Raw genomic sequence first — 15164 nt, forward strand, 5'->3', positions numbered from 1 at the left:
AACATCAGATTCTCTGAAAATCATAGCGAGTTGCCTATGAATATAGAAAGGGACCATTTTAAAGGATAAGAAAAGGGGCAATGGATTTCACAAAATGTCTCATGTCAGAAATCCATTCCCCTATAAAGAACGTTCTACTTAATGCTTAGCGGCTTTATATCGCCAAACTCCATTTTCCATTCCCTTCTCTACTTTGTTCTTTTCTTCCAAATAATCTAAGTGACCAATTACCTCTGACATTACAAGGCTGAACTGAGTATAATATTTGTCAGGGTAAAAATGTTGTGCAATTTCACTCGCTGTTTTTTCTGCTTCTGAAACATAGGACAGGAATTTTTCAGCTTTTCTTTCTATCCCTTTCAACCTTTTATGTATAAGTAAATGTGGCGTCGTTATTCGTTCCCCATGCCCACTATAACAATAATCAATATCATAGGTTAAACATTTTTGCAGTGAGTGCGCATACTCAATGACAGTCTTTCTTCTTTCACCATTCGTATAAGGTTCAATTAAAGCATTACTTGAGATATGGGCGATAAGGTGGTCTCCACCTACCATTACATGGTTTCTTTCATCTATTAAAGCGATATGATCAGGCGCATGTCCTGGTGTTTCAATTACTTTCCTATTTATAATATAATCATTTTCTGCTAACATTCTATAATCAGCATGCAATCCCTCGTTTTGTTTTTCTATGACGATATTCTTGAGCTGCTGTACTCTTTTTTCACCCTCCTTCCCACAACCCATCTCACGATATAACCTTTCATAAAAGGAAGTTCTTTGTTCAAAAAATGACTTTTCCCTCTTTAAGCGAGGAATCGCTTCAGCATGAACATAGACGGGCATATTATGCTTTTCAATGATTCTAGGAATCAAGCCTATATGATCTTCGTGTGAATGAGTAAGGATGATTTCATTGATATCCTCTAACAGAAATTGATGGCGCTGTAGTGTTTGAAGAAATTGCTGCCAACATGCTTCATGATTAATTCCAGCATCTATTAATGTTAATCCTTTAATGCCTTCTACAATAAAGAAATTAAAAGACCGCAAATCACTGTTTGTCGGTATGGTAATTGGATAAATCATGACCTTATTCCCCCTTCTAAACTATTTATCTAAAAAATGATTGAGTGAGCACTCAATCAAAATGTCTTATTTCTCTAAAAATTTCACTGGCAATGATTATCTCTTAAGTTTTTTTATACAATATAGTATAATAAGTATTATTGTCAAACCGACCATTGCCACGCGAATATTGTCCATACTTGAGGTGATAGAATGGAATTTCATGCAGAAACAACAAAAGATAAAGTGTTATTTTTATTAAAAAAAGAGTCTTCCATGTCTGTCAACGACCTTAAGGAACGCCTGAATATTAGCCATATGGCGGTGAGAAAACATTTAACCGGATTAGAGAATAGCGGTTTAATCGCATCCACAGAAACGAAACAAGCGCTAGGTCGCCCGACTCAATTCTACTATTTAACAAGTAAAGGCGAACATTATTTTCCGAAAAATTATGAAGGTCTATCACTTGAATTTCTTAATGATATGGAAGAATTGTATGGCAGTGAAGCGATTGAAAACTTATTTATGAAACGGGAAAAGCGACTAGTGGAAGAGTACGAACATAGATTACAAGAACAAGCGCCTGATATGAAAATGCAAACATTATTAAACATTCAAAATGAAAAAGGCTATATGGCATACTTGTCAAAAACAGGGACAGACGAATATGAGCTCACAGAGTTTAATTGTCCCATTCTTTCCATAGCCCAATCCTATAATACAGCTTGTCATTGTGAAACCCAATTGTTCAAGCAAGCATTAAACACAAATCAAGTCCACCGTGTAAGATGCAAAACAGAAGGTCATGATCATTGCCAATTTAAAATTAAATTTAATTGACTGAACTATTACTTGATAGAGTAATAGTTTTTCTTTTTTATTGACACTGGTCGGTTGATTGTTTTGTGGATTTTTAGGGCTTCCTTTTTTGTATGTATCTTCTTTTTGTGACATGTCGGATAGGAACAACAGCGTACATTTTTAACTTTGTGTGTATTTTCTATTTGTCCCCTCTTTTTCCTAGATGCCTCATAGATTGTGTGCTTTTTGTTTTTACTTTTAAATGTTTCTACCTCTCATTATGTATATAAAAAAGACCCAAAATTAAATTTTGGGTCCCTCATCAATATCCTTATTTTGATGCTGCGAATAATTTGTTAACTTCATCCCAATTCACAACATTGAAGAATGCTTGTACATAATCTGGGCGTTTGTTTTGATATCTTAAGTAGTAAGCGTGCTCCCAAACGTCAAGACCAAGGATTGGTGTTTTACCTTCCATTACTGGGCTATCTTGGTTTGGTGTGCTTGTAATAGATAATTGACCATTTTCAGATACTAACCATGCCCAACCAGAACCGAAGCGTCCAGCTGCAGCTTTAGCGAATTGATCTTTGAATGCGTCATAGCTACCAAAAGCTTCTTCAATTGCAGCAGCTACGTCACCAGTTGGTGCACCGCCACCATTTGGAGAAAGAAGTGTCCAGAACAAGCTGTGGTTTGCATGTCCGCCACCGTTATTACGTACAGCTGTACGAATATCTTCAGGAACAGCGTCTAAATTAGCAATTAGTTCTTCAATAGATTTGCTAGCTAATTCGTCATGTCCTTCTAATGCAGCATTTAAGTTGTTTACATATGTTGCATGATGACGATCGTGGTGGATTTCCATTGTTTGCGCATCGATATGTGGTTCAAGCGCATCATTTGCATAAGGTAATGCTGGTAATTCGTGTTTAGCCATTTTGAATTCCTCCTAATATGTAAAATCTTTTTACACTCTATATTTTAGAATACCTTATCTACTTTTTCAACTAATAAGTATAAAAAGTAGAGAGAAAATTAAAGACACTATTTCCTACCTGATTTTGTTAAAATTGGTATAAAAGGAGCGAGAGAGGATGATTGTATGAAAGCGGTTCTATTTGATTTTGATGGTACGTTAGCCAATACCTTACCTATTTATTACGCTGCGTTTAACAAGGTGTTCCAAAAATTTGATCAACGTACACTTTAGAACAATGTAGTTCTATCTATGTTTGCCCCATCAGAAACAGGGATTATTCGAAAACAACTAAAGCATGCTGATAAAGAAAGATATTGACTATTTTTACCAACATTATGAGGCAATTCATGCAAAAATTGTACAAGATAATAATGAAATAAATCAAATGTTAAAACAGCTAAAACACAATGGCTTACTCTTGGGGATTGTCACTGGTAAAGCGCAAAGGAGTCTACAAATATCGTTAAAGCGACTACAAATGGGCGATTATTTTGATGTAATGATTACAGGAGATGATGTTGAGAAACCGAAACCACATCCAGAATGAATCGAAAAAGCACTATCTAGACTTAAAGTCATTCCATCAGAAGCGACCTTTATCGACGATAGTGAGGCAGATATATTAGCTGGGAAGGCGGCAGGCGTAACAACAATCGCTGCTAAGTGGTTAGAGGAAACACAAACGACGGCGTTTCAACCACAAGCAAATATTGAATTGAATGAATGCAATACATTGCTGCAATTTATCAAAGGGGATGAAATAATGACTGATAAGTGGTTAATATGGGCGCGGAAAATCCAAGCAATCTCACAATCAGGCTTAGCTTTTTCAAAAGATATCTATGATATTGAAAGGTATGAACAGTTAAAAGAACTGAGTGCTGAAATCATAAGTGAGTACTCAGAGCAATCAACGGACGATATTGTTGCGGTATTAAGTAATGAATCAGGCTATCAAACACCGAAAGTTGACGTACGGGGCGTTGTTTTTCAAAATAACAAAATATTACTAGTGAAAGAAAAGTTTGATAACAAATGGGCCTTACCAGGGGGCTTTTGTGATGTTGGCTTATCCGCAAGTGAGAATGTTATAAAAGAAATTCAAGAAGAATCTGGTTTTATTTGTGTTGCGAAGAGGCTCATCGCCTTGTTGGATATGAATAAGCACCCGCATCCGCAACAACTCTTCCATTATTATAAAATATTTATTTTATGTGAGATTTCGGGGGGACAGGCAGCCTGTGGGATAGAAACTGAAGCGATTGATTTTTTTGCTGAAGACAACTTACCTCCTCTATCTCTTAATCGAAATACGAGAGGACAAATCAAAATGGCTTTCGACTTTCTTAAAGATTCTCATGGATTCCCCATCATCGATTAATCAAGCAAAAAGGCCTATAACCATTTTCGGTTATGGGCCTTTTACTTATGCATCAATTGTTATCTTCTGTAATCGTTGTTGCCACTCTTCGTCTGTTAAACCATTTTCTTGCACGTATAAATTATTAGGATGTGTGCGGCACTCATCCGAACAGCTCCTTAAATATTTATGCTCGTTTTCTTCTGTTGTCATAAAACGTTTATCGCAATCAGGATTAGCACAATTAACATAACGTTCACAAGGTTCACCAGTGAAATGGTCTTTCCCGACAATGGTATGCTCTTTCTGATTAATGGGCACACTGATCCTTTCATCAAATACATAACATTGGCCGTCCCATAGTTCTCCTTGAACTTCTGGGTCTTTACCATATGTGACAATGCCACCATGTAGCTGACTCACATCTTCAAAACCTTCTCTTACTAACCAACCAGAGAATTTTTCACAACGTATGCCACCTGTACAATATGTTAAGATTTTCTTACCAGATAGTTCGTCTTTATGCTCACGTATCCAATCAGGTAAATCACGAAAAGCTTCAACATCCGGTCTAATCGCCCCTCTAAAGTGGCCGATATCATATTCGTAATCATTTCTTGCATCAATGACAACAGTATCTTCTGCTTGCATGGCATCAAAGAATGCTTTTGGCTCTAAATATTTGCCTGTTATCTCATTAGGATTAAGATCATCCTCTAGTTTTAATGTTACTATTTCTTTACGAGGTCTGACATGCATTTTTTTGAATGCATGGCCATTCGTTTCATCGATTTTAAATACCATATCACTGAAGCGTTTGTCGTTTTTCATCATATCTATATACGCATTTGTTTGTTCCACTGTTCCTGACACTGTACCGTTTATACCTTCTTTAGCAACAAGGATTCGTCCTTTTAATCCGAGCTCACGACATGCTTTTAGATGATGTTTACTAAAGGCTTCAGGATGTTCGATTGTTACATATTTATAATAGAGTAAAACGCGGTATTGATTATTTTTTTCTGTCATTTCTTCCACCTGCTTATTTCTGTTCTTTCATTTGCGACAATAGTTCACTGGGCGTTTCACATTGAATAAACTCGCCATTCACTATTGCATATGGACTTTTCTTACATTGCTTACAATGTGATTGGCATTCATATTGTTTATAAGATACTTCTTTACTAGAAAGAAAAGGGCCAAATAACGCAAAGTCTTCATCAGTATAAAACCGATCGAGGTTCTTTTCGCAAAATTCTATCGTAACTTGTTCTTTTTTTGAAAAAATTTTATTAAATAATCCCATATACAACATCCTTTTTTAGATGTCTATTTTCATATTTGTCCGTAGAATACTATACCATGATTTAACAGGCATTTTCAAATAGATTTATATCAATTACCTTGCCCTAATCTCATTCACTATAACTTCTAAACCGTTCGTCAAAGGAGAGTTCTTCATACTAGCAATCATTTTTGGTCTATCCAATTCCATTTGCCTTAACGTGTGTAAAAGGGAACCGATTGCTTCTTCCTCGATTACTTTTGCGAACCCTTTTTGGGCGAATGATTCAGCATTTAACAATTGATCACCTCTACTTTGTTTTTTAGATAAGGGGATGATCAGCATTGGCATGTTTAGTGCTAAAAATTCAAATAACGCATTAGATCCACCCCTCGTGATTACACAATGAGTAGCTGCAAGGATATGCGGTAATTCCTCATGAATATATTCAAATTGTCTATACCCTGCTTTCCCTATTAAGCTTTCATCCACTTGACCTTTTCCACAAATATGCACAACTTGATAGTTATCTAATAGATTCGGTAATTCCTTGCGAATTTGTTCGTTTATCTTTTTAGCACCCAAACTACCACCCATAACAGTAATAATAGGCTTTACACCGGAAAACTCAAGGAACTTTAAGGCCGTGTTTTTATCGCCGGTAAATATCTCTGGCCTTATTGGTGAACCAATGGCAAGTACTTTTTCTTTCGGAAAATAAGCTTTCGCCTCTTCAAACGATGTGAACACCTTTTCAGCAAATCGTTGGGCAATTTTATTCGCTAATCCAGGTGTTAAATCACTCTCATGGATAATTGCTGGTATTTTTAGCATTTTAGCAGCAATTATCACTGGAACTGATACAAATCCACCTTTTGAAAAAAGCAAATCGGGTTTTATCTTTTTTAAGATCCTCCTTGCATCAATCACACCTTTCATGACGCGAAAAATATCTTTTACATTCTCTAAGTCTATATATCTTCTTAATTTCCCACTAGAAATAGGAAAATATGGAACATCAGTCTTTGCGATTAACTCCTTCTCAATGCCTGTTTTCGAACCTATATAAAAAAAATCTACTTCTTTATGTAATTCAGTAATAAGGGCGAGATTAGGGGTGACATGCCCCGCTGATCCCCCTCCTGTTAAAACCACTTTTTTCTTAGTTAACATCAACCATTCTCCTCTTTCTCTAATTAAAGACCTCATTACTATTATAATCTACTTTTATTTCCCTAGCCCCTCCCATGCAAATTTGATTTCTTCTATTTCAGCCTTAGCTCCCCCCTGATCATGAACATCAATAAAACCAATTGCTCTGTTTAAACTTGTACCTATTTGATTGAGTTCATTTTTCTCAACAGAAAACTGCACTCGCTTTTGAACAGTTAAAAACCCTTCTTTGGCTTGATTGATTTGTTTTTTTGCACTTTTCCAATCACCTTCTTGAATTGATTGTTCAACTAAAGAAAGCGTCCCTATTACATCATCGCCATCAACGAGTGGTTGTTTAAGAAAATCTCCAGACTTCATTGTGAATATAAAAATAGCCAGTATAAGACAGGGGATCAATTTATAAAGAATAAACTCTTTCATTTACTTCAATCCTTTAAAATCTGTAATATCTACGGGATTTTTCATTTTATCTTGATAAGCGTCAATAAAGAGCATCCCATTGCTATCAATAATCGCTAGAAAGATATCACTAATTTTTGTATATCCACGATTTTTTAATTCTTTCATCAGCCATTCCTCGGATTTTTTCAATTGATGCAAATTATTGCGAACAAGCACTCCATCATAAATTAATTCCGTCCCTATTCCTTTATATGTAGACTTTAACTGTAAATCCCTTGGGGTAACTGGTAAATAATCCGCTTTTTTTAACACGGATATTTGCCCATCTTTTTCTACAATTGCATAATCTACCTCTTTTAAATCAAATATCCCTTTTTCTCTTAGTTGTTCTTGGAGATCAGAGATACGGTAACGCAGTTTCTTCATGACTTCATCCATAATTTCCCCATCCATAATAACGATTACAGGCTCCCCATCGAAATAGATCGATGCTTGGCGCCACTTCATCGTTACTTTTTGCAGACATAATACGAGAACCGTCCATGTGAACAGGCCTACCCAATAAGGCCATGCATCTGTCGCGATGTCTGCAGAAAGATTCGCAGCCATAGAACCAATCGATATTCCTAAAATATAATCAAAAAATGTGATTTGACTCACTGTTTGTTTACCTAAAAATCGCGTAAATATAAGCAATGTACCAAAAGCAATAATCGACCTTACTATAACGACCGATGTCTCATTCATCGAATTCACTCCTACTATCATTGCCTTTAGTATGAGCGTAATTAGAAAAAGTATCCAGAAAACAAAGATAAAGTTGGGGGAAATATGTAGATTTTTTGCATATGGCACTTTTTTAAAAACCAAAATGGTTCCGAATATAAAAGATATAAGAGAAAAATAAACGAGAAAGATTCTCGCAACATTTTCACAACTATTTTAGAAGGGGGTCCGACAGTTAGTAAGAACAATTCCTGTTTACTTGGTTATGTTGTTAACATCACGGAGGTTCTGGGAAAATACACAGAAAAACACTCGCTTTTATTAGTGAGTGTTATATTTTGTAAAAACATAATTATTTAATCATCATTCACATTATTATGTACAAGTTGTATAATACATGTTATTACAGTGACTAAAATTATACCTCTAACTGATCTTAGAAACACTAAAGCTATTAGTGATATGGTTATAAAGAATCCAACGGAACCCGTTTTTGTAACCAAACATGGAAGAGAATTTTTAGTGTTATTGAGTCATGAAGAATACAAGAAATTAGTAAAAAATAAAAAAGGAAGATACGGGTTAAGGCCGTATCTCCAAAGTTGGGGAGTTCAGTGGTGGCTGAACTCTTTTTATTTGTTCTTTTTCATTTTTTCAATTCTTGCAGTTACTTTTTGGTATTCTTCAACTGTTTTACAATCTTTTAATTGTTCCACAATTAAAGATAATACTACATCAAATTGGTGATCCGTCATACCTTGCATTACATTTCCCTCACTTAATCGAAATATTTCATCTACTATATATAATAACAATAGAAATGTCAGAAACATTGTTCTACCAGTACTAAATAATCATATGCTTTTTCAGCATACAATTGAGACTCTCAATCGCTTGTTTAACCTTCCTAACCAGATACAAGTTGGTCCAACACTACCATTTCAATTTGATTTCTTCCAGTCTCAACGTGTTTTGAATATATTTTATATCTCCCACATAATTTTGATTCCATTGAATTATACAATAAACTTGTAGACATGGTCTAGTTCTTAGACTTTGTCTACAAGCTGAAATGAAGTCTAAAACTTCATTTTATTTTCTCCCTATATATCTAATTCTAAGAAAATCGGACAATGATCACTACCCATTGTTTGACAGTGTGCACCGGCATCTTTGATTTGTGCTTTTAATTTTTCCGACACGATAAAATAATCAATTCGCCAACCAATATTCCGCTCTCTCACTTTGGCCATGTACGACCACCATGTATAGACATCCGTCTTTTCTGGATAAAGGTATCTGAAAGAATCGACAAACCCTGATTCAAGGAGACTTGTCATCTTTCCGCGTTCCTCATCAGTAAATCCTGAATTTCCTATATTGGATTTTGCATTCTTCAAATCAATGGTTTGGTGTGCAACATTAAGATCGCCGGTGTAAATCACGGGTTTTTCAGCCTCTAACGAAAGCAAATATGTTTTTAAATCATCTTCCCATTGTAAACGATAGTCTAATCGGGAAAGGTCTCTTTTTGAATTCGGTGTATATACATTTACAAGGTAAAACGTTTCAAATTCCAACGTAATAATTCTTCCTTCTTCTTGTTCTACGTTTTCTCCCACACCATATTTTACTGATAGTGGTTCTACTTTAGTAAAAATAGCGGTACCGGAATAGCCTTTCTTAACGGCATAATTCCAATATTGATGGTAGCCTTTTAAATCTAATTCTATTTGACCCGCTTGAAGCTTTGATTCTTGTATACAAAACACATCTGCATCTACTTCTGCGAAAAAGTCGAGAAACCCCTTCTTCACACAAGCGCGCAAACCATTGACATTCCATGACACAAATTTCATGTTGCTAAACTCCCCTTTTTCTCTATCTGATCCTTCTTATTCTATAGGAAGTTTGACTTTGATTAAAGTCTTGTGATTTGCTATAGTTTTTACGTATAGTTGAAGGAGGAATTTGAATGGCTGATCATCAATTTCATTTAAAAGCACACTTTCCAGGATTACGAAATAGTGTCGGAATAATTGAAAGTGGACAACTGCGTACAAAAGTATCTATTCCGCCTGAAATGAACGGACCAGGAGTAGGGACAAATCCGGATGAAATGCTTCTAGGTGCTGCTGCCACTTGTTATATCATTACATTAGCTGCCATGATGGAAAGAAGTAAATTGGAGAAAAATGATTTATCGATGGAATCAACAGCAATTGTTAACGAAACAAATGGCGTCTTAACTTATAAGAAAATCATCCATAAACCAACCATTGTACTTACAAACCATGATAATGACCGTGACAAGGACCTTGCGTTGAAGTTGGCTAAAAAAGCAGAAGCATCCTGCATGATTTCACGCGCCATCCAAGGCAATGTAGATATTGAACTAGAAGTAACCATCAAATAAAAACAGCAATCCAATCCACGTCTCTTACAAGTTTCAATAGAGGCGTGAAGGTTTAATCAAACGACGCTACCCACTTCTCCGTGATTTCTACACATCTTTTGATAGCTGGGGACAATATGCGATAGCTTTCTTCCTTTAATGGCATTACCACACAATTTTTAGGAATGGTTTCTAATAATAATTCTAGCAATATGCTTACACCAAAATTATGAGCAACCATTGACTTAATTAACTCTTCCGCCATTCACTCAACGCGGATTATTTGGTTGAATCTCTGCTTTGGCAAATAAATCTATTATTTCACCCCCCATATGTTGACATGATGAAAAGGGATAGCCTTTACCTCTTGTACGCTCACCTCACTTCTTTCTGAAAAGGATGATTTGCTAGCGCCTTTGGTTTTATTTCTATTCGCTGCCGGTTTAACTGTCACTTTACCATTCGAGATATCATAGGTGCATTTTTGGCGTGATTGTTGCGACATTAGGAAGTTACCCGAGTGCCTGTTAAGGTGAAACTACCCCACCAATGGAACAATAAACAGAAAGTACTTTACTTTAATACAGCCTAAAAGATATTCTTAACTAAATAGGGATAGGAGAAAGTTTATGTTTTCACTTCGTAGAGTCTTAAAATTACGTGATTTAGAAATTTTTCATGTTTGGAAGAAGGAACATTTCTTATCTTATGTAATCATTGAAGATACTAGAAATCCATTTACTAATGAGGATAAACAACTAGACCCACTATGTTATATGGAAGATGAAGAGATTGATGAGATACTAAATGTTTTCAGGATTTCTATCATTAATGATGAAAAGTTAAACGAAGAGGATTCAAAAGCACTACGATCATATTTTTCGGACTTCGTTAATAATACGAACTTAACAAATTTTATTATTAAGGAATATGTTCAAGAAGATTTGTATGATAATGAAGACAATATAAAATCCTTTAATAAAATCTTACAACATATAGGTTCAAATTATAAAATAGAAGAATTTGATGAAAAAAATTGGATTTATTTATCACAAGATTAAGGTTTCTTAAAAAAAAATAAAGCCGTTCTCTTCGTTCAGAACGACTCTATTTTTATATTTTTTTAAAATGGGCCTATATCAATAACCTTTCTTCATTAAATACCCACATAATAAAAGTGAAAGTACGATAAAGCTAATTAACGCCATAAAACCGCCTGTAAATGAGCCTGTTGTTGTACTGAAAAAGCCAACAACCATTGGGCCAGCAGCTGCTACTAAATAAGATACACATCCGAATATACCACTGATTCTCCCCATTACTTGGGGTGATGCAACTTCATGGAGCATCGTCATGGTTATCGGTGCTGGCATGTATAATACACCTAATAGAATAATTGTAAGTAGGATCACGACTGTAGTATTCGTAGTGTATAAGAATCCTAGGAAGCAGCCAATGATGATGAGACTAGCTACAGCGACAAAGACAGCCCGTTTCATCCATCTATCAGATAGATAGCCACATACTAATTGTACGATGATAGCGAGCGCATAACCCGCTGCATTAATCATAGCTGAATTAACAAAATCAATCCCCTTTGCTTCTGTTAAATAGCTTGGCAAAAAAGTAGAAAATCCGAAAAAACCGATTGAGACGCAAGCATATACCGTTGTTAATATCCAAAACAAAGGACTGGTTAAAACGGACTTCAGACTACCTGTATCGATGCTAACAGTCTTTTTCACACCTTGTCCATTTTCTATATAGTTCACTTCTGCAGCATTTGTGGCATAATGTTCAGATGGCTTGTTTCTAATCATAAAAATAAATACGGCCAAACAAATAAAAGAAATAATCGCTAGTGCAAAATAACTTTCTCTCCATCCAAATGATGCAGCAATTAATGCAATGGCTGGAATCCCAATAACCGGGCCAATCGCATTACCTGTAAACCAAAAAGACTGTGCTTTACCTTGTTCGTGTTGTGGAAACCATTTAGCTGTTAAGGTTAGTGCAATGGGGTATAAAACACCTTCACCAACTCCTAGTAATGCTCTTGACCATAATAATGCCGTAACCGATGTAGCTGCTCCACCGATAACCATCGCTATACCCCAAATGGCTATACCAATCATCCCACTCTTAAACGCACCGATACGATCAACTACAAACCCCCAGAAAAATTGCCCTAATGCGTATGTAATTAAAAAGACAGAGCTTAATGTTCCCTTGATTACATTATCACTAATGGCTAAATCTTGTAAAAACTGTCTTTCTGCAAATAATATATTAATATTAGATTTATCAATCATTGAAACTGTGAATAATAACATCAATGGTAATGAAATATAAATCCACCTAGTATTGGTTGCCTTAGTCATGTTTTCTTCGTGAATTACTTTTGCATCTTGCATAGTTGAATCACCCCTAGTGAAAATTGGCATGTTAGTAGAAGAGTGATATAATAAGTACACTCTTATTGATAACGATCCTAGTAATCTTTAAGACAGAACAGGTATCTTGCAAACAAAGGGATTTCCCACAAAATCCTTTGGAAGATACCTGTTTTTCCCTTTAATTTGTTTGTAATGCTTGAAAAGATGCCTCTGCTTCCTTAATCCATGTTCTTAGTTTATTTGGACTGATGGGTAAATCATTTGTTTTAATTTCTAATGGATGAAGGGCATCTACGATCGCATTTGCTATTGCAGCGGGTGGCGCGATCGCTCCTCCCTCACCTACACCTTTTATCCCTAGGCGATTTCTTGTCGACTTGAATTCCTGATGTGCTTTTTCCACTGTTGGTACTTCCATCGATGTTGGTAGTAAATAATCCATATAAGTACCGGTAAGCAATTGCCCTGTTTGGTCATAGACAATTTCTTCATAAAGAGCAGAACCAATCCCTTGCGCAATACCGCCTTGCACTTGACCATCAACAATCATCGGATTAATAACCGTACCACAATCATGTACAACACTATAATTCTGTAAGTTTACAAAACCTGTTTCTTTATCCACCTCCACTTGTGCCATATGAATCGATGCAGCAAATGTGACTGTTGGAGGTGCAAAATAATGTGTTACTTCTAAGCTAGCTTCCATGCCTTCCGGTAAATTTCCTAATTTAGCAGGTAGCGCAGCTCGCCCAACATCTTTATAGGTGACAAACTTTTCTGGAGAAGTCTCTGCATATATTTTCCCTTCATCAATGACTAATTCTTCATCCGTTTTTAGTAAATGGGCGGCAATTTTTAACACTTTCTCTCTCATTTTTAATGCTGCCTCATAAATAGCTGAACCTGCATTTACGGCGCTTCGGCTAGCGTACGTTCCTTGGCCCATTGGCAACACAGTTGTTTCGCCAACGCGAACAGTAATATTTTGCGGGTTTACTCCCAATCCATCTGCTGCAATTTGTGAGAATACTGTTTCATGCCCTTGTCCTTGAGGCGTACAGCCTAAATAAGCTGTCACATGGCCAGAAGGATCAATAGAGATATGTGCCCCTTCATAAGGTCCTGCACCTGTACCTTCTACATAAGAAGAGATACCAATACCAACAAGCTTGCCCTCTTTCTTCTTCTCTTCTTGTTCTTTTCTAAAAGCTTCATAATCAACTAAATCAACTGCTTTGCGTAATGCATCAGGATAATCGCCACTATCATAAATAAGCTGGTGGCCATCTTTCACTAAAATTCCTTGATCATAAGGCATGTCTTCAGCTTGAATCATATTTTTCTTCATAATTTCGATTGGATCTACTTTTAATTTTCTTGCGACGATATCGATAATTCGATCCATTACGAAGACTACTTCAGGTCTACCAGCTCCCCTAAATGGCACATTAGGTGTTTTATTCGTTAAAATGACTTCACATTTACTATCATAGTTAGGGATTTTATAAGCCCCTCTTAAATGATAGGCACTATTATAAGCACAAGTTAAAGCGAAGAAATTAACAGCACCACTATCAATCACAAAAAAATCTTCAATGGCCGTAATTGTTCCATCCTGTTTAAACGAAACTTTTACTTCATGGATTTGGTCCCTAGATTGCCTTGCACTTGTTAAATGCTCCATTCGGTCCTCTATCCATTTTATCGGCCTCCGAATTTTTTTAGCTAAGTAAGGAATGAGAATCTCTTCTGGGTAAACACCACCTTTTGGTCCGAAGCCGCCTCCTACATCAGGTGCTGTGACACGTATACTTAAATCGGGTAATGACAAACAATGGGCTAAAGTAGATCTGATTTCATAAGGCATTTGCGATGACGACCATACTCTCAGCTCTTGATTTCTTGTATCAAATTTCGCCACTACTCCTCGTGTTTCTAACGGATTTGATCCCAGTCGGGGAGTTCGAATTTTTTCATTAATAATATAGTCTGCTTCGGAAAATGCTTGCTCAACATAACCTGTTGTTACGTGAAAATGAGACTGAATATTGTTTTCTAAATGTTCTTGTATGAGCGGTGCATCCTCTTTTCGCGCTTCATATGGGTCAACAAGCGGTTGTAGCGGCTCATAAGTTACCTCGACTAGATCAGCTGCATCTTCGGCGATGTAACGATTTTTCGCCACAACAATTGCGACAGACTGGCCAACGTATGTCACTTTTTTCTTAGCCAAAATATCCTCATAGTTGAAGTTAATCGTTGGTGATATCGCCTCAACTAAATTAGGTGGAAGAAAACAATGTGATTCAAATTGCGTCAATGGTTTAATATCTTCAATATCTTTTGCAGTAAATATCCCATAAACACCCTCAATTGCTTTTGCAGCCTCTATATTTATATCCACAATCTTCGCATGTGCATGGGGGCTTCTCACAAATACTGCTTCTGACATATTTGTTAAACTAATATCGCCCACAAACATGCCTGTTCCCGTTAAAAGGCGATAATCTTCCTTTCTTTGCATGCTTTTTCCGATATATTTATGCATATTTCTCCCTCCT

At 36.2% G+C, this 15164-nt stretch carries 17 protein-coding genes and 2 pseudogenes; 7 read left to right on the plus strand and 12 right to left on the minus strand.

Annotated features, from left to right (window positions below; translation table 11 throughout):
* Positions 1-138 precede the first annotated feature (138 nt).
* Positions 139-1092 (minus strand): MBL fold metallo-hydrolase, encoded by a 954-nt coding sequence (locus tag MHH73_RS12275; protein WP_341067093.1) that lies wholly within the window; start codon positions 1090-1092, stop codon positions 139-141.
* A 192-nt stretch (positions 1093-1284) separates the two neighbouring features.
* Between MHH73_RS12275 and MHH73_RS12280 the strand changes: the two genes are divergently transcribed.
* Entirely contained in the window at positions 1285-1914 is a 630-nt protein-coding gene (locus MHH73_RS12280) for a helix-turn-helix transcriptional regulator (RefSeq protein WP_341067096.1), read from the plus strand.
* Positions 1915-2206: 292 nt separating this feature from the next.
* Here MHH73_RS12280 and MHH73_RS12285 read toward each other — a convergent pair whose 3' ends face one another.
* Positions 2207-2818 carry a superoxide dismutase gene (locus tag MHH73_RS12285; RefSeq protein ID WP_341067099.1) on the minus strand — a complete coding sequence of 204 codons (612 nt, stop codon included), beginning with the start codon at positions 2816-2818 and terminating at the stop codon, positions 2207-2209.
* A 165-nt stretch (positions 2819-2983) separates the two neighbouring features.
* On the opposite strand from MHH73_RS12285, the gene MHH73_RS12290 reads away from it, so the two are divergent.
* The 3 genes and pseudogenes from MHH73_RS12290 (at position 2984) to MHH73_RS12300 (ending at position 4241) form a co-directional block, all read left to right on the plus strand.
* Complete coding sequence (locus MHH73_RS12290) at positions 2984-3091, plus strand: HAD family hydrolase (RefSeq protein WP_341067102.1); 108 nt, start codon at positions 2984-2986, stop codon at positions 3089-3091.
* 64 nt (positions 3092-3155) lie between these two features.
* A pseudogene (locus tag MHH73_RS12295) lies at positions 3156-3458 on the plus strand (HAD family hydrolase); the annotation flags it as partial.
* 165 nt (positions 3459-3623) lie between these two features.
* Positions 3624-4241, plus strand: a complete 618-nt coding sequence (locus MHH73_RS12300) for an NUDIX hydrolase (RefSeq protein WP_341069750.1) — start codon at positions 3624-3626, stop codon at positions 4239-4241.
* A gap of 45 nt (positions 4242-4286) precedes the next feature.
* On the opposite strand, the gene trhO is transcribed toward MHH73_RS12300, so the two are convergent.
* The 5 genes from trhO to MHH73_RS12325 all read right to left on the minus strand — a co-directional run bounded on the left by trhO (position 4287) and on the right by MHH73_RS12325 (position 7830).
* Positions 4287-5249 carry an oxygen-dependent tRNA uridine(34) hydroxylase TrhO gene (trhO, locus tag MHH73_RS12305; RefSeq protein WP_191814294.1) on the minus strand — a complete coding sequence of 321 codons (963 nt, stop codon included), beginning with the start codon at positions 5247-5249 and terminating at the stop codon, positions 4287-4289.
* Positions 5250-5262: 13 nt separating this feature from the next.
* Positions 5263-5526 (minus strand): DUF1450 domain-containing protein, encoded by a 264-nt coding sequence (locus MHH73_RS12310; protein WP_191814296.1) that lies wholly within the window; start codon positions 5524-5526, stop codon positions 5263-5265.
* 93 nt (positions 5527-5619) lie between these two features.
* Complete coding sequence (locus MHH73_RS12315) at positions 5620-6678, minus strand: undecaprenyldiphospho-muramoylpentapeptide beta-N-acetylglucosaminyltransferase (protein ID WP_341067105.1); 1059 nt, start codon at positions 6676-6678, stop codon at positions 5620-5622.
* A 54-nt stretch (positions 6679-6732) separates the two neighbouring features.
* Positions 6733-7101: a DUF4363 family protein gene (locus MHH73_RS12320; RefSeq protein WP_341067107.1), complete on the minus strand. Its 369-nt coding sequence runs from the start codon at positions 7099-7101 to the stop codon at positions 6733-6735.
* Positions 7102-7830 carry a DUF421 domain-containing protein gene (locus MHH73_RS12325; RefSeq protein WP_341067109.1) on the minus strand — a complete coding sequence of 243 codons (729 nt, stop codon included), beginning with the start codon at positions 7828-7830 and terminating at the stop codon, positions 7102-7104. It lies immediately after the preceding gene.
* Positions 7831-8271: 441 nt separating this feature from the next.
* Between MHH73_RS12325 and MHH73_RS22470 the strand changes: the two are divergent.
* Positions 8272-8364, plus strand: a pseudogene (locus tag MHH73_RS22470) (type II toxin-antitoxin system prevent-host-death family antitoxin); the annotation flags it as partial.
* 77 nt (positions 8365-8441) lie between these two features.
* On the opposite strand, the gene MHH73_RS12330 reads toward MHH73_RS22470, so the two are convergent.
* Together MHH73_RS12330 and MHH73_RS12335 are read right to left on the minus strand one after the other, a co-directional pair.
* Positions 8442-8573, minus strand: coding sequence for a hypothetical protein (locus MHH73_RS12330; protein ID WP_263600752.1), 132 nt, complete (start codon positions 8571-8573; stop codon positions 8442-8444).
* Positions 8574-8912: 339 nt separating this feature from the next.
* Positions 8913-9668: an exodeoxyribonuclease III gene (locus MHH73_RS12335; protein ID WP_341067112.1), complete on the minus strand. Its 756-nt coding sequence runs from the start codon at positions 9666-9668 to the stop codon at positions 8913-8915.
* Between the two features lie 116 nt (positions 9669-9784).
* On the opposite strand from MHH73_RS12335, the gene MHH73_RS12340 reads away from it, so the two are divergent.
* A complete protein-coding gene (locus tag MHH73_RS12340) occupies positions 9785-10225 on the plus strand; it encodes an OsmC family protein (protein ID WP_341067115.1) in 441 nt (146 codons plus the stop codon).
* Between the two features lie 52 nt (positions 10226-10277).
* Here MHH73_RS12340 and MHH73_RS12345 read toward each other — a convergent pair whose 3' ends face one another.
* Positions 10278-10469, minus strand: a complete 192-nt coding sequence (locus MHH73_RS12345; protein WP_341067118.1) for a hypothetical protein — start codon at positions 10467-10469, stop codon at positions 10278-10280.
* Positions 10470-10833: 364 nt separating this feature from the next.
* Between MHH73_RS12345 and MHH73_RS12350 the strand changes: the two genes are divergently transcribed.
* A complete protein-coding gene (locus MHH73_RS12350; RefSeq protein ID WP_341067121.1) occupies positions 10834-11265 on the plus strand; it encodes a terpene synthase in 432 nt (143 codons plus the stop codon).
* 78 nt (positions 11266-11343) lie between these two features.
* Here the strand turns inward: MHH73_RS12350 and MHH73_RS12355 are convergent, their stop codons facing one another.
* Both MHH73_RS12355 and MHH73_RS12360 read right to left on the minus strand, forming a co-directional pair.
* Complete coding sequence (locus tag MHH73_RS12355) at positions 11344-12618, minus strand: MFS transporter (RefSeq protein ID WP_191814316.1); 1275 nt, start codon at positions 12616-12618, stop codon at positions 11344-11346.
* A 160-nt stretch (positions 12619-12778) separates the two neighbouring features.
* Complete coding sequence (locus MHH73_RS12360; protein ID WP_341067124.1) at positions 12779-15151, minus strand: xanthine dehydrogenase family protein molybdopterin-binding subunit; 2373 nt, start codon at positions 15149-15151, stop codon at positions 12779-12781.
* Positions 15152-15164: the final 13 nt, after the last annotated feature.

This window comes from Cytobacillus sp. FSL K6-0265 (genome assembly GCF_038003465.1).
In the GTDB taxonomy this organism is placed as follows: Bacteria; Bacillota; Bacilli; order Bacillales; family Cytobacillaceae; genus Cytobacillus; species Cytobacillus stercorigallinarum.

What these genes read in the sequence shown, in the direction of transcription:
- MHH73_RS12340 (WP_341067115.1), top strand. Translation starts at nt 9,785, where the DNA reads ATGGCTGATCATCAATTTCATTTAAAAGCACACTTTCCAGGATTACGA.
- MHH73_RS12320 (WP_341067107.1), bottom strand. Translation starts at nt 7,101, where the DNA reads ATGAAAGAGTTTATTCTTTATAAATTGATCCCCTGTCTTATACTGGCT.
- MHH73_RS12330 (WP_263600752.1), bottom strand. Translation starts at nt 8,573, where the DNA reads ATGCAAGGTATGACGGATCACCAATTTGATGTAGTATTATCTTTAATT.
- trhO (WP_191814294.1), bottom strand. Translation starts at nt 5,249, where the DNA reads ATGACAGAAAAAAATAATCAATACCGCGTTTTACTCTATTATAAATAT.
- MHH73_RS12300 (WP_341069750.1), top strand. Translation starts at nt 3,624, where the DNA reads ATGACTGATAAGTGGTTAATATGGGCGCGGAAAATCCAAGCAATCTCA.
- MHH73_RS12325 (WP_341067109.1), bottom strand. Translation starts at nt 7,830, where the DNA reads ATGAATGAGACATCGGTCGTTATAGTAAGGTCGATTATTGCTTTTGGT.
- MHH73_RS12355 (WP_191814316.1), bottom strand. Translation starts at nt 12,618, where the DNA reads ATGCAAGATGCAAAAGTAATTCACGAAGAAAACATGACTAAGGCAACC.
- MHH73_RS12315 (WP_341067105.1), bottom strand. Translation starts at nt 6,678, where the DNA reads ATGTTAACTAAGAAAAAAGTGGTTTTAACAGGAGGGGGATCAGCGGGG.
- MHH73_RS12275 (WP_341067093.1), bottom strand. Translation starts at nt 1,092, where the DNA reads ATGATTTATCCAATTACCATACCGACAAACAGTGATTTGCGGTCTTTT.
- MHH73_RS12310 (WP_191814296.1), bottom strand. Translation starts at nt 5,526, where the DNA reads ATGGGATTATTTAATAAAATTTTTTCAAAAAAAGAACAAGTTACGATA.
- MHH73_RS12280 (WP_341067096.1), top strand. Translation starts at nt 1,285, where the DNA reads ATGGAATTTCATGCAGAAACAACAAAAGATAAAGTGTTATTTTTATTA.
- MHH73_RS12350 (WP_341067121.1), top strand. Translation starts at nt 10,834, where the DNA reads ATGTTTTCACTTCGTAGAGTCTTAAAATTACGTGATTTAGAAATTTTT.
- MHH73_RS12345 (WP_341067118.1), bottom strand. Translation starts at nt 10,469, where the DNA reads ATGGCGGAAGAGTTAATTAAGTCAATGGTTGCTCATAATTTTGGTGTA.
- MHH73_RS12290 (WP_341067102.1), top strand. Translation starts at nt 2,984, where the DNA reads ATGAAAGCGGTTCTATTTGATTTTGATGGTACGTTAGCCAATACCTTA.
- MHH73_RS12335 (WP_341067112.1), bottom strand. Translation starts at nt 9,668, where the DNA reads ATGAAATTTGTGTCATGGAATGTCAATGGTTTGCGCGCTTGTGTGAAG.
- MHH73_RS12285 (WP_341067099.1), bottom strand. Translation starts at nt 2,818, where the DNA reads ATGGCTAAACACGAATTACCAGCATTACCTTATGCAAATGATGCGCTT.
- MHH73_RS12360 (WP_341067124.1), bottom strand. Translation starts at nt 15,151, where the DNA reads ATGCATAAATATATCGGAAAAAGCATGCAAAGAAAGGAAGATTATCGC.